General features: G+C 70.5%; 14 protein-coding genes. 1 reads left to right on the top strand and 13 read right to left on the bottom strand.

Annotated features, from left to right (window positions below; genetic code table 11):
* Nucleotides 1–41: 41 nt before the first annotated feature.
* From DEJ13_RS09135 to ybaK, 13 genes are all read right to left on the bottom strand, one after another.
* Nucleotides 42–446 (bottom strand): preprotein translocase subunit YajC, encoded by a 405-nt coding sequence (locus DEJ13_RS09135; RefSeq protein ID WP_056124595.1) that lies wholly within the window; start codon nucleotides 444–446, stop codon nucleotides 42–44.
* A gap of 72 nt (nucleotides 447–518) precedes the next feature.
* On the bottom strand, nucleotides 519–1,562 hold the full coding sequence (ruvB, locus tag DEJ13_RS09130) for a Holliday junction branch migration DNA helicase RuvB (protein ID WP_111106229.1): 1,044 nt from the start codon (nucleotides 1,560–1,562) through the stop codon (nucleotides 519–521).
* Nucleotides 1,559–2,179, bottom strand: coding sequence for a Holliday junction branch migration protein RuvA (ruvA, locus tag DEJ13_RS09125; protein ID WP_056124600.1), 621 nt, complete (start codon nucleotides 2,177–2,179; stop codon nucleotides 1,559–1,561). The genes ruvB and ruvA overlap by 4 nt, the downstream gene beginning before the upstream one ends.
* The gene (ruvC, locus tag DEJ13_RS09120) at nucleotides 2,176–2,835 is read right to left on the bottom strand and encodes a crossover junction endodeoxyribonuclease RuvC (protein WP_056124604.1); all 660 of its coding nucleotides are present in this window, start codon (nucleotides 2,833–2,835) and stop codon (nucleotides 2,176–2,178) included. Before ruvC ends, ruvA begins: the two co-directional genes overlap by 4 nt.
* A gap of 6 nt (nucleotides 2,836–2,841) precedes the next feature.
* Nucleotides 2,842–3,606, bottom strand: a complete 765-nt coding sequence (locus DEJ13_RS09115) for a YebC/PmpR family DNA-binding transcriptional regulator (protein WP_056124606.1) — start codon at nucleotides 3,604–3,606, stop codon at nucleotides 2,842–2,844.
* A 97-nt stretch (nucleotides 3,607–3,703) separates the two neighbouring features.
* Nucleotides 3,704–4,315, bottom strand: coding sequence for a pyridoxal 5'-phosphate synthase glutaminase subunit PdxT (gene pdxT / locus DEJ13_RS09110; protein ID WP_111106228.1), 612 nt, complete (start codon nucleotides 4,313–4,315; stop codon nucleotides 3,704–3,706).
* Nucleotides 4,305–5,231, bottom strand: coding sequence for a pyridoxal 5'-phosphate synthase lyase subunit PdxS (pdxS, locus tag DEJ13_RS09105; RefSeq protein WP_056125755.1), 927 nt, complete (start codon nucleotides 5,229–5,231; stop codon nucleotides 4,305–4,307). Before pdxS ends, pdxT begins: the two co-directional genes overlap by 11 nt.
* Before the next feature lie 44 nt (nucleotides 5,232–5,275).
* Nucleotides 5,276–5,923, bottom strand: coding sequence for an HIT family protein (locus tag DEJ13_RS09100; protein ID WP_111106227.1), 648 nt, complete (start codon nucleotides 5,921–5,923; stop codon nucleotides 5,276–5,278).
* Nucleotides 5,923–7,890, bottom strand: coding sequence for a threonine--tRNA ligase (thrS, locus tag DEJ13_RS09095; protein WP_111106347.1), 1,968 nt, complete (start codon nucleotides 7,888–7,890; stop codon nucleotides 5,923–5,925). The genes DEJ13_RS09100 and thrS overlap by 1 nt, the downstream gene beginning before the upstream one ends.
* Before the next feature lie 110 nt (nucleotides 7,891–8,000).
* Complete coding sequence (locus DEJ13_RS09090; protein WP_056124612.1) at nucleotides 8,001–8,543, bottom strand: adenine phosphoribosyltransferase; 543 nt, start codon at nucleotides 8,541–8,543, stop codon at nucleotides 8,001–8,003.
* 201 nt (nucleotides 8,544–8,744) lie between these two features.
* A complete protein-coding gene (locus tag DEJ13_RS09085) occupies nucleotides 8,745–8,972 on the bottom strand; it encodes a hypothetical protein (protein WP_146245185.1) in 228 nt (75 codons plus the stop codon).
* Nucleotides 8,973–9,650: 678 nt separating this feature from the next.
* Nucleotides 9,651–12,242 carry an ATP-dependent Clp protease ATP-binding subunit gene (locus DEJ13_RS09080; protein ID WP_111106225.1) on the bottom strand — a complete coding sequence of 864 codons (2,592 nt, stop codon included), beginning with the start codon at nucleotides 12,240–12,242 and terminating at the stop codon, nucleotides 9,651–9,653.
* Between the two features lie 95 nt (nucleotides 12,243–12,337).
* Complete coding sequence (gene ybaK / locus DEJ13_RS09075) at nucleotides 12,338–12,823, bottom strand: Cys-tRNA(Pro) deacylase (protein WP_111106224.1); 486 nt, start codon at nucleotides 12,821–12,823, stop codon at nucleotides 12,338–12,340.
* A 66-nt stretch (nucleotides 12,824–12,889) separates the two neighbouring features.
* Between ybaK and DEJ13_RS09070 the strand changes: the two genes are divergently transcribed.
* Nucleotides 12,890–13,174: a DUF6412 domain-containing protein gene (locus tag DEJ13_RS09070; RefSeq protein ID WP_111106223.1), complete on the top strand. Its 285-nt coding sequence runs from the start codon at nucleotides 12,890–12,892 to the stop codon at nucleotides 13,172–13,174.
* Nucleotides 13,175–13,217: the final 43 nt, after the last annotated feature.

The following is a 13,217-nucleotide window of genomic DNA, read 5'->3' as shown; positions in this document are numbered from 1 at the left end:
GTCACCGCCAGGTCACGGTCGTGTCCCGGCGGCCCGGTGGTTCAGTCCTCGGTCTTGCGCTTCGTCTGCTCGGCCTCGTCGGCACGCTCGCCGTAGACGGGCTCACCGTTGAGTTCGGTGACGGCACGAGGCTCGGCGACGGGCTTGGCCTCGTCCTCCGGCGTCGCGGTCGTCTCGATGTCGGACGCGCTGTCATCGACGACCCGCGAGAGCGTCTGACGGTGCACGGTCACGATGGTGCCGGGGGCGATCTCGACGTCGGCGGTGACCTTCTCGTCGTCGACCGACAGGAGCGTGCCGTAGAGACCGAAGGACAGCATCACGCGAGCACCCGGCACCATCTTGGTGGCGAGCTCGCCCTGCTGCTTCTTGCGCTTGCGGCTGTTGTAGAACATGAAGGCCGCGAACGCCACGACGATGACGATGAGGATGACTTCTTGACCCATGATTGCGATGCCTTCTCTGGTATTTCGGTTTCGGGCCGTAGCAGTCTAGGGCACGTGGCTGTGGCTGGCGGCTCAGTCGGGTTGGTCGTCGTCGAAGAGGCCCGGTTGCGGTCCGACACCCGCGGCGCCCGGCGCGAGACCCAGGTGACGCCAGGCGGCCGGCGTGGCGATCCGGCCCCGCGGGGTCCGTGTCACCAGGCCGATGCGCACCAGGAAGGGCTCGACGACCGACTCGATCGTCTCGGCTTCTTCGCCGACCGAGACAGCGAGCGTGTTGAGCCCGACCGGGCCGCCGTCGAAGCGGGTCAGCATGGTCTCGAGCACGGCGCGGTCGAGCCGGTCGAGGCCGTACTCGTCGACGTCGTACAGCTCGAGAGCGCCCTGGACCGCCGCCATGCCGTCGCGGGTGCCGTGCACGAGGGCGAAGTCGCGCACGCGGCGCAGGAGTCGGTTCGCGATGCGGGGGGTCCCCCGGGAACGCCCGGCGATCTCGCGCAGGGCGAAGCGGTCGAAGTCGAGCTCGAGCAGGTGGGCCGCGCGGATGAGGACCTGCTCGAGTTCGTCCCGTTCGTAGAACTCGAGGTGGGCGGTGAACCCGAACCGGTCCCGCAGGGGGTTCGGCAGCAGGCCGGCCCGGGTGGTGGCGCCGACGAGCGTGAACGGTGCGAGGTCGAGCGGGATGCTGGTCGCTCCGGCGCCCTTGCCGACCATGACGTCGATCCGGAAGTCCTCCATCGCCAGGTACAGCATCTCTTCTGCCGACCGGGCCATGCGGTGGATCTCGTCGATGAACAGCACTTCGCCGGGCATGAGCGAGGACAGCACGGCCGCCAGGTCCCCCGCGTGCTGGATCGCCGGTCCGCTCGACATGCGGAGGGGACGGCCGGACTCGTGCGCGACGATCATCGCCAGCGTGGTCTTGCCGAGTCCGGGAGGACCCGCCATCAGGATGTGGTCCGGGGTGCGGTCCTGCATCGCGGCGGCCTTGAGCAGCAGGTCGAGCTGTCCGCGGACCTTGCGCTGGCCGACGAACTCGGCCAGTGACTTCGGGCGGAGGGCACCCTCGAAGGCGAGTTCCTCGGGAGACTGGGCGTCGGCCGCCGTGATGCCGCTCACCGGCCGGCACCGGTGGGGCGGAGGGCGCCGAGCGCGGCGCGGAGCAGCGCCTGGGTGCCCATCGCGGCGACACCGGGCTCGCTCGCGATGGTGTCCTCGACGGCGCTGCGCGCCGCGTCCTCGCGCCATCCCAACCCGATGAGCGCGATGACGACGTCCTCGGACGCCGGGTGCGCGGTCACGCTGCGGGCTCCGGGGGCGGCCGTCGGGGTCTCGAACGCGGCGAGCTTGCCGGAGAGCGCGACGTTGATGAGCTTGGCGGTCTTTGGACCGATGCCGGACACCTTGCGGAACGCCGCGTCGTCGTCGTTCGCGACGGCGTTCGCGATCTGGGCGGGGTCCATCGCGCCGAGGACGCCGAGCGCCGACTTGGGACCGACGCCGGACACGCTGCGGAGCAGGTCGAAGACACGCAGCGCGTCGGTCGACTCGAACCCGAACAGCAGGTGTTCGTCCTCGCGCACGATCATGGCCGTGCGCACGAAGACCTCGGAGCCGAGGCGCATCGTGAGGGCGTGCGCCGGGGTGACGGTGACCAGGTAGCCGACGCCGCCGACCTCGATCACGACCGCCGATCCGGCGACGTCGATGCAGGTGCCCCGGAGACTCGCGATCATCCTCCGAGCCTACGGGCACCGGCCGACGAGCCGGACGCGCCGCGCTGCGCGGCGGCCGCTCCCGCCGCGGCCCGGGCGAGCGGTGAGGAAGCCGTCCGCCCGCCCGTGCCGGCCTGGGCGTCACGCCACGCTCGCTGGGCCGGCGTCAGGACCGCCGAACTGACGCCGACGGCGTCGGGTGCACCGAGCCTCCAGGCGTGGCACACGGCCAACGCGAGTGCGTCGGCGGCGTCGGCCGGCTTCGGTGCCTCGGTGAGACCGAGGATCCGGGCGATCATGGACTGGACCTGTTTCTTGTCGGCGTTGCCATACCCGGTCACCGCCGCCTTGACCTCCGACGGGGTGTGCAGCCCGACCGGGATGCCCCGCGACGCCGCGGCGTGCAGCGCCAGGCCAGAGGCCTGGGCCGTCCCCATCACCGTCCGGACGTTGGCCTGCGCGAACACCCGCTCGACGGCGACGGCATCGGGACGGTGCTCTTCGATCTGCTCGGCGATGCCGCTGGCGATGAGCACGAGACGCTGCTCGAGGGCCATGTCCGACGGCGTGCGCACGACGGTGACGTGCACCAACCGGGCGCGGCGGTCCGGTGTGACCTCGACCACACCGACACCGCACCGGGTGAGCCCGGGATCGACCCCGAGCACGCGGAGCATGTGGGCCTAGTCCTCGTCCTCGTCGAGCTCGGCCTGGACGTCGGCGGGGATGTCGAAGTTGGCGTACACGTTCTGCACGTCGTCGCTGTCCTCGAGCGCGTCGATGAGGCGGAAGACCTTGCGGGCGGTCTCGGCGTCGACCGGGACCTTGAGCCCGGGGACGAACTCGGCGTCGGCGGAGTCGTAGTCGATGCCGGCGTCCTGCAGCGCCGTGCGCGCCGACACCAGGTCGGACGCGTCGGTGATGACCTCGAAGCCGCCGCCCTGGTCGATGACGTCTTCGACACCGGCGTCGAGCACCGCCGTCATGACGTCGTCCTCGGACAGGCCGTCGACCTTGGTCACCGAGATGACGCCCTTGCGCGCGAAGTTGTACGCGACGCTGCCCGGGTCGGCCATGGTGCCGCCGTTGCGCGACATCGCCGTGCGGACTTCGGCCGCGGCACGGTTCTTGTTGTCGGTGAGGCACTCGATCAGCATCGCGACGCCGTTGGCCGCGTAGCCCTCGTACATGATGGTCGTGTACTCGATCGACTCACCGGTCAGACCGGCACCGCGCTTGATCGCACGGTCGATGTTGTCGTTCGGCACCGAGGTCTTCTTGGCCTTCTGGACGGCGTCGACCAGGGTCGGGTTGCCCGACATGTCGGCGCCACCCATCTTGGCCGCGACCTCGATGTTCTTGATGAGCTTGGCGAACGACTTGGCACGACGACCGTCGATGACGGCCTTCTTGTGCTTCGTCGTTGCCCACTTGGAATGCCCGGACACGGTTCTCCTTGCGTCTTGCGGAACGTCCCGGTCAGTGTACTGACAGGAGGCCCGGTACGCGCCCGGCGCGCAGGGGCTGTGGACAGGTGGTTGCGCCTCAGGCGCTGTGGACGAGGCCGAGGAACCGGCGGTGGAACCGGTCCTCGCCCGCCACCTCGGGGTGGAAGGCGCTGGCGATGACGTTGTCCTGCTGCACCGCGACGACCTGCCCGTCGGCCAGGGCCCCGAGCACGTGGACGCCCGCGCCGTGTTGCTCGACCACGGGCGCGCGGATGAAGACCGCGTGGACCGGGGCGTCGCCCAGGTCGGGCATCGGGATGTCCGTCTCGAACGAGTCGTTCTGACTGCCGAACGCGTTGCGCCGGACCGTGGTGTCGAGGACACCGAGGGTCTGCTGCCCGCCGATGGCGTTCGTGATCCGGTCGCTCAGCATGATCATGCCCGCACACGTGCCGTAGGTCGGCAGTCCCGCCCGGATGGCCTCGGACAGGGGCTCGGCGACGCCGAACGCCCGCGACAGCTTGTCCATCACGCCCGACTCGCCACCGGGGATCACGACGCCGTGCAGCGTGGCGATCTCTTCCGGGCGGCGCAACGGGACGACGTCGGCACCGAGTGCGGTCAGCGACGCGATGTGCTCGCGGAAGTCCCCCTGCAGCGCCAGGACCCCGATCCGCGGGGCGGTGCCGCCGGTGTGGTTACCAGCCACGCTCGGCGAGGCGGTGCGGTGCGGGGACGTCGGCGACGTTGATGCCGACCATCGCCTCGCCCAGCCCACGGGACACCTCGGCGATGACCTTGGGGTCGTCGTGGAAGGTCACGGCCTTGACGATCGCGGCGGCGCGGGCGGCCGGGTCACCGGACTTGAAGATGCCGGAACCGACGAACACGCCGTCGGCGCCGAGCTGCATCATCATCGCGGCGTCAGCCGGGGTGGCCACACCGCCGGCGGTGAAGAGCACGACGGGGAGCTTTCCGGACTGGGCGACTTCCTGCACGACGTCGATCGGGGCCTGCAGTTCCTTCGCCGCGACGTAGAGCTCGTCGGGACGGAGGTTGCGGAGCGCCGCGATCTCCTTCGTGATGGTGCGGATGTGCTTGGTCGCCTCGGACACGTCACCGGTGCCCGCTTCACCCTTGGAGCGGATCATGGCCGCGCCCTCGGTGATGCGACGGAGCGCTTCGCCGAGGTTCGTCGCACCGCAGACGAAGGGCGTGGTGAAGTTCCACTTGTCGATGTGGTTGACGTAGTCGGCGGGCGAGAGCACCTCGGACTCGTCGATGTAGTCGACGCCGAGCTCCTGCAGCACCTGGGCCTCGACGAAGTGCCCGATGCGGGCCTTGGCCATGACCGGGATCGACACGGCTGCGATGATCTCCTCGATCATCGACGGGTCGGACATGCGGGCGACGCCACCCTGGGCGCGGATGTCGGCGGGGACACGCTCGAGGGCCATGACCGCGGTCGCGCCGGCTTCTTCCGCGATGCGGGCCTGCTCGGCGTCGACGACGTCCATGATCACGCCGCCCTTGAGCATCTCCGCCAGGCCGCGCTTGACCCGGGACGAGCCGGTGATCGAGGTGCCGTTGGTGCTGGTGTCGGGGGTGCTGCTGCTGTCGCTCATGATGCCGTCCATCCTAGTGCGCGACCCGGCACCGCGCTCCGCGATCAGTCGCTCGTCGGCCAACCCTCGGCGACGAGCCGTCGGGTGTCGCCGAGCAGCTGGGACATCGACTTGGTGCGGGCGATGATCGGGAAGAAGTTCGAGTCCGACTGCCACCGCGGGACGATGTGCTGGTGGAGGTGCCCGGCCACCCCGGCACCCGCGACCTCGCCCTGGTTCATGCCGATGTTGAAGCCGTCGCAGTGCGACACCTGCCGCAGCACCCGCATCGCCGTCTGGGTGAGTTCGCCGATCTCGCGGAGTTCGTCGGGCGAGGCGTCGTCGTACAGCGGGATGTGGCGGTACGGGCAGACCAGCAGGTGCCCGTTGTTGTACGGGTACAGGTTGAGCAGGACGTAGGCGTGCTCGCCGCGGGCGACGATCAGGGCGTCCTCGTCGGACTTCGTCGGTGCCTCGCAGAACGGGCAGTCGTCCTTGTGGCCGCGACCCTCGCCCTCGCGGCCGGCGTCGATGTACGCCATCCGGTGCGGGTTCCACAGGCGCTGGAACGCGTCCGGCACCGCGGCGCCGGTGGCGGCGTCACGGATCACCAGCGGGTCGTCGCTGGAACCGGTGCCGGCGGTCCCGGGACCGACCACGTCGTCGACGTGACCGGTCCCGGGGACCTGCTCGGGTCCTCCAGGCAGTTCCATCAGACCTGCGCGCGCTCGCGGATCGCGTTCAGGATGCGCTCGACCGCCTCGTCCACGGGCACGCCGTTGTCCTGGCGGCCGTCACGGAAGCGGAAGCTGACCGCGCCGGCGTCGCGGTCGTCGCCACCGGCGATGAGCTGGAACGGCACCTTCTGCTTGGTGTGCGTGCGGATCTTCTTCTGCATGCGGTCGTCCGAGTGGTCGACCTCGGCGCGGACCCCGTGCGTGCGGAGCGTCGCGATGACCTGGTCCAGGTAGTCGCCGTACTCCTCGGCGACCGGGATGCCCACGACCTGCACCGGAGCGAGCCAGGCCGGGAAGGCACCCGCGTAGTGCTCGGTGAGCACGCCGAAGAAGCGCTCGATGGAGCCGAACAGGGCGCGGTGGATCATCACCGGACGCTGCCGGGTGCCGTCGGCCGCCGCGTACTCGATGCCGAAGCGCTCGGGCAGGTTGAAGTCGAGCTGCACGGTCGACATCTGCCAGGTCCGCCCGATGGCGTCACGGGCCTGGACGGAGATCTTCGGACCGTAGAAGGCGGCGCCGGCGGGGTCCGGCACGAGCTCGAGACCGGATTCCTCGGCGACCTCGCGCAGCGTGTTCGTGGCCTCGTCCCAGACGTCGTCGTCGCCGACGTACTTCTCCGGGTCCTTGGTCGACAGCTCGAGGTAGAAGTCGTCGAGGCCGTAGTCGCGCAGCAGGGAGAGCACGAACTCGAGCGTCGTGGTGAGCTCTTCCTTCATCTTCTCCTTGGTGGTGAAGATGTGGGCGTCGTCCTGGGTCATGCCGCGCACGCGGGTGAGCCCGTGGATCACGCCGGACTTCTCGTTGCGGTAGACCGTCCCGAACTCGAACATCCGCAGCGGCAGGTCGCGGTACGACCGGGCCTGCGAGCGGTACGCCAGGATGTGCATCGGGCAGTTCATCGGCTTGAGGTAGTAGTCGGCGCCCTGGCGGGTGACGTTGCCGTCCTCGTCGCGTGCCTCGTCCATGTGCATGGCCGGGAACATGCCGTCCTTGTACCAACCGAGGTGGCCGGACTGCTCGAACAGGTCGCCCTTGGTGATGTGCGGCGTGTAGACGAACGAGTAGCCGTTCTCCTCGTGGCGTCGCCGGGAGTAGTCCTCCATCTCGCGACGGATGATGCCGCCCTTGGGGTGGAAGATCGCCAGGCCGGAACCGATCTCGTCCGGGAACGAGAACAGGTCGAGCTCGGCACCCAGCTTGCGGTGGTCGCGCTTGGCCGCTTCTTCGAGGCGGACCAGGTACGCCTTGAGCTGGTCCTTGTCCGGCCACGCCGTGCCGTAGATGCGCTGCAGCTGCGGGTTCTTCTCCGACCCGCGCCAGTAGGCAGCAGCGACGCGCATGAGCTTGGCGGCGTTGCCGATCCACCGGGTGTGCGGCACGTGCGGCCCGCGGCAGAGGTCCTGCCAGACGACCTCGCCCGACTTCGGGTCGACGTTCTCGTACACGGTCAGCTCGCCGGCACCGACCTCGACGCTCTCGCCCGAGTCACCCTCGGACGCGGCGCCCTTGAGGCCGATGAGCTCCTGCTTGTAGGGCTCCCCCGCCATCAGTTCGCGGGCCTGCTCGTCGGTCACGACGACGCGACGGAACCGCTGGGCCTGCTTGACGATGCGGTCCATGCCCTTCTCGATCGCCTTGAGGTCGTCGGGGGTGAACGGCTCGGCGACGTCGAAGTCGTAGTAGAAGCCGTCGGTGACGGGCGGCCCGATGCCGAGCTTGGCGTCGGAGTTGATCTGCTGCACCGCCTGGGCGAGGACGTGCGCTGCCGAGTGCCGCAGGATGTCGAGGCCGTCCTGCTCGTCGAGCGTGACGGGCTCGGCGGTCTCCCCCGCCTGCACGTCGGCGGACAGGTCCTTGAGGACGCCGGCGACCCGGATGGCGACGACGCCGCGCACCCCGTCGAAGAGCTCCGTGCCCGTCGTCGTGGTGGTCGCGGTCACGGGCTCGGGCGCGGCGGGCGCTTCGTCGGGTGCGGGGGCGACTGACTCGGTCACGTGGTGGGACTCCTCGTTCTGGTGGTGCGGCAATGCTAGTCGGCGGGCGGGGCCGCTCAGGCCGGGACGGCGCCGAGCGTGGTGACGGGCAAGCGCGGTTCGAGGCGCTCGCGTCCCTGCAGCCCGTCGAGTTCGAGCAGGGCGGCGAATCCGATGGCCTGGTAGCCGGCACGCTCGAGCAGCGTGATGGTCGCGGCCCCGGTGCCGCCCGTCGCGAGGACGTCGTCGACGACGAGCACCCGTGTGCCGGCGGGGAGCTGCGCGGGGCGGAGTTCGAGCTCGGCCTCGCCGTACTCGAGCGCGTACTGCTCGCTGAGCACCTCGCCCGGGAGCTTGCCTGCCTTGCGCACGGTCAGCACGCCGACCTGGTGCTGTGCAGCGATGCCGCCGGCGAGTGCGAAGCCTCGTGCCTCGATGCCCGCGACCGCGGCGAACCCGCCCCCGACGGCGAACGGCGCCGCGAGTGCCTCGCACACGCGCCCGAACGCGACTGCGTCCGCGAACACCGGCGTCACGTCACGGAACAGGATCCCGGGCTTCGGGAAGTCGGGGACGATCGTGGTGAGGCGCTGGACGAGATCGGACGCGGTTTCGGTCATGGGACAACCGTACGGGCGGTCGGCGTGCGTCTCGCACCGTGCGAGGTTGGCGGCTGCGCACCGTGCGAGGTTGGCGGCTGCGCACCGTGCGAGATTGGCGGCTCGTGCGGGGACGATCGCTCCGTGCGAGGAACCATCCCCGCACGGAGCGATCAACCCGGCACCACACCGCGAGCGGCCCGAGCGGCCGGGCGCCGCGCCTCAGCGCCACATGCGCAGGCCGGCGCCGAGTATGACCCACTCGGCTTCGCGCTGCTCGCGTTCGCGAGCGAGCCGCGCACGCAGCTCGGGGTCGATCTGCGGCCGCCGCGTGCGACGGCTCCAGATGATGAGGGACATCCCGACGCGCAGCGCGACCCGGTCGGGCAACGAGACCCTGCCGGGGGCGACGGGCGCGTCGGGCGGTCGGAGGACGGACTTGGTGGACATGGTGGTCACCGTTCGTGTCGAGGAGGAGTTGTGGAGCGCGGCGCGACGGAGCGACCCGCGGCCGGGTGGGGACTGCTCGATGCATTCGCACGGAAATGCGCGAATGGTGGCAGCCGAGAACGACGAATGACCTGACGCGGGAATCGTCCCAGTCGTGCACGACATTCCTCGCGCGCATTCCGCGCGACGTCGATCGGGAACCGCAGGCAGCCGCGCCGGACCAGCCGGACAAGCCCGCCCAACCGCACGAGCCCGACGAACCGGGGTGGCGGTACCCGATCAAGACCGACCGGACGAGCGGAGCCCGCCAGGGTCACGATCAGCGAAGAGATGCCGGGCCCGGATGACCGGGTCTGGCGGCTGCAGCGCGGGCGCTCAGTTCAGCGACGACCGCGGCGCGAGGCCGAGATGGGGACGAGGACGTCCCGCGTCAGCAGGTACCGCGGAACGGGGCGCCGAAGCTGCCACGGACTGCACGGAACGGCGTCTGCGTGGTGATGATGATGGTGATCATGGTCGGCCCCCTTTCGGCACGATTTGTACGAGGTGTGTGAACCATAGCGGCATTCTCGACGTCACCGCAAGCGTTCCTCCGGAATTCCTCGAAATGCATTCGACAGGCACGAAGAACGCCCCGAGACCGAACAGGTCCCGGGGCGTTCTCCGTGTGGATCGAGGTCAGCCGACGAGCGTCGCCGTGACGCCTGCGACGCGGGCGACGAGGGCGTCGCCGTCCACGGTGACCTGCACCGTGTCACCAGCACCGGCCACCCCGTCCACGACGAGCGTCGCGATGCGGTCGTCGACCTCGCGCTGGATCAGCCGTCGGAGCGGGCGGGCACCGTACTCCGGCTCGTACCCGTGCTCGGCAAGCCACGCGACGGCGTCCTCGGACACCGACAGGACCATGTCCTGCGCGATGAGCCGCATCGAGGTCTCCGCGAGCAGCAGCGACACGATCGACTCCATCTGCGAGCGGTCGAGCTTGCGGAACAGCACGATGTCGTCGATGCGGTTGATGAACTCCGGCCGCATCGCCTCGCGGAGCTTGCCCATCACGCGCTGCCGCAGGTCCTCCTCCGAGAACCCACCGTCCGCCGACGCCGAGAACCCGAGGGCTCCCGTGCGCGACGCCAGGAGTTCGGACCCGATGTTCGACGTCATGATCACGACCGTGTTCCGGAAGTCGACCGTGCGGCCCTGTCCGTCCGTGAGCCGTCCGTCGTCGAGCACCTGCAGCAGCAGGTTGAAGACGTCGGGGTGCGCCTTCTCGACCTCGTCGAGCAGGATGACCGAGTACGGGTTGCGACGGACACGCTCGGTCAGCTGACCGGCCTCGTCGTAGCCGACGTACCCGGGAGGGGCGCCGACCAGCCGCGACACGGTGTGCCGCTCGCCGAACTCGCTCATGTCGAAGCGGAGCATCGCCGTCTCGTCCCCGAACAGCGATGCCGCGAGGGACTTCGCCAGCTCGGTCTTGCCGACCCCGGTCGGCCCGAGGAACAGGAAGCTGCCGACGGGACGGTCCGGGTCGCCCATGCCGGTCCGGTTGCGACGCACCGCCGTGGCGATGGCCCGCACGGCGTCGTCCTGTCCGACGACCCGCTCGTGCAGTTCGTCCTCGAGCGCGGCGAGCCGCGTCCGGTCGCCCTGGGTCAGCCGGGACGCGGGGATCCCGGTGGCTCGCGCCACCACGGCCGCGATGTCGGCTTCGGTGATCTCCGTGCTTGCGGACTCCGGACTGGAGGACCGACCTACGTCCGCCTGTGCGGCGGCGGTGATCCGGGCCTCCAGTTCGGCCGTCTGGTCGCGTAGGCGTGACGCCGCTTCGTAGTCCTCCGCGCTGACGGCACGGTCCTTCTCGGCCATCAGCTCAGCGACCTGGTCGCGCAGTGCCTCGACGTCGACGTCGCCCGAACGGGCGAGCCGGCGGCGGGCCCCGGCCTGGTCGATGAGGTCGATGGCCTTGTCGGGCAGCTGCCGGTCGGCGACGTAGCGGTGGGAGAGCTCGACGGCGGCGCGCAGGGCGTCGTCGGTGTAGGTCACGCCGTGGTGCTCGGCGTACCGTGGCGCCAGCCCGGTCAGGATCGCCACGGCGTCCTCGACGCTCGGCTCCCCCACCGTGACGGGTTGGAAGCGGCGCTCGAGTGCGGCGTCCTTCTCGATCCGGCGGTACTCCTTCAGCGTGGTCGCGCCGACCATGTGCAGGTCACCGCGGGCCAGACGGGGCTTCAGGATGTTGCCCGCGTCCATCGACCCGCCCTCGCCGCCACCACCGGCACCGACGACCGTGTGCAGCTCGTCCACGAACACGATGAGCTCGTCGGCGTGCGCCGCGATCTCGTCCATGGCCTTCGTCAGGCGTTCCTCGAAGTCGCCGCGGTAGCGGGTGCCGGAGAGCATGCCGGGCAGGTCGAGGGCGACGACGCGCTTGCCCTGCAGCAGGCTCGGGACGTCGCCGTCCGCGATGCGCTGCGCGAGGCCCTCGACGATCGCGGTCTTGCCGACACCGGGCTCGCCGATCAGCACGGGGTTGTTCTTCGACCGGCGCAGCAGGATCTCGACGGTCTGTTCGATCTCGTCCGCGCGGCCGATCACCGGGTCGATGCCGCCCTGGCGGGCGCGCTCGGTGAGGTCCGTGCCGAACTGGTCGAGCGTCGGGGTCTCCGACTGCTGCTGGTCGGCTTCGGTGGTCCCGGGCATCGGGCGCCCCTCTCGAGCCGCATCGGCGGCCTGTTGTGCGTACGACTGCATCACCTGCGGGGTGATGCCGGCGCTCGCCAGGAGCTGACCGGTGACGGTCTCCTGGTCCATGACGAGCGCGAAGAAGACGTGCTCGGGGTCGGTGTAGGTGCTGCCGAAGCCGCGGGCCGCCTGGGTGGCCTCGACGAGGACGCGCTGCGCCGAGGGCGTGAGTGCCGGCCGACCCTCGACGGGCTCGGCGGTCGGGGCGGGCAGGCGCTGCTCGACCTCGTCGGCCAGGTGCGCCGGGTCGATGCCCGCGGAGCGGACGACGGCGTCGAAGGGCTCGGTCTCGACGAGCACGTGCAGCAGGTGCAGTGCGTCGAGCTCCCGCTGCCCCTGGGCGACCGCGTACTCGGCGGTGCGCTGGAGCAGGTCGTGGGTGCGGCGGCTGAGCAGCCGGGTGATGTCGACCGGACGTCCCAGCGGTGTGGATCGCTGGGCGCCGGCGTTCTGTGCCGCGAGCAGACGAGCGAGGAACGCGTCGAACGCGTCGTTGCCGTTGGTCGGGCCGGACGTTGCTGGCAAAGGGACCTCCTGGGAACTTGAGTGCCTTCGACTCAATGCAACGCAGGAGGGACCGGGTCATTCCCGGGTGGTGGAAGAAGTTGCGCGGACTCGACTCAGGTCCGGGCGATGGCCGCCGTGGTCGCTTTCGTGACCGCCAGCAGGTCAGCAGGGGCGATCTCGATGTCGAACCCGCGACGACCACCGGAGACGAAGATCGTCGGGTAGGTGGTCGCCGACTCGTCGAGCACGGTGCGGAGCTGCGATCGCTGGCCGACGGGGCTGATGCCGCCCACGACGTAGCCGGTCCGCTTCTCGGCCAGGGTCGGGTCGGCGAGCGTGGCCTTCTTGCCGCCGACGGCAGCGGCGATGGCCTTGAGGTCGAGCCGGTTCGCCACCGGGACGATCGCGACCGCCAGCGCGCCGTCGACCGAGACGACGAGCGTCTTGAAGACCTGTTCCTCGCGGAGGCCCAGCGCGGCGGCCGCCTCTTCGCCGAAGTTGGTCGCGGTCTCGTGGTGCTCGTACACGTGGGGCGTGAAGGGCACCCCGGCGCGCTCCAACGCGAGGGTCGCGGGGGTGCTCGGGGCAGCGGCGGTCATGCGGCGATCATCCCCTGGTCAGGGCACCGGTGCGGGGCGGCACGCGGGCGATACGCTGATCAGACCATGGCCGTCGTCGAGGTGTTCCTGCGCGCAGTCGCCGCACTGCTCCTCGTCGACCCTGCCTCCGGCGCGATGCCGCTGCTCGCCCTGGCCGGGTTCGGTGTCGCGGTGGTCGCCGCAGCGGTCCTCGTGGCGCAGGTGCTGGGCCTCGTCCTCGGGTCCCCCGCCGCCGCCGACGGCCGTGTCGGGGCCGTCCCGCTCGACCTCGTCACGCGGATCGCGTGGAGCCACCCGGACGCTGCCGGGCACGCTCGGCCCCGGGCACCGGGAGCCGTCCCCGCGACCTGACACCGATCGGTGTGCGGGTCGCTCGTCGACCCCTGCCACCACA

It is taken from the genome of Curtobacterium sp. MCLR17_007, assembly GCF_003234655.2.
Taxonomy (GTDB): Bacteria; Actinomycetota; Actinomycetes; order Actinomycetales; family Microbacteriaceae; genus Curtobacterium.
Note: the sequence above shows the minus strand (reverse complement) of the source record. Positions and strands in the feature narration are given on the sequence as shown.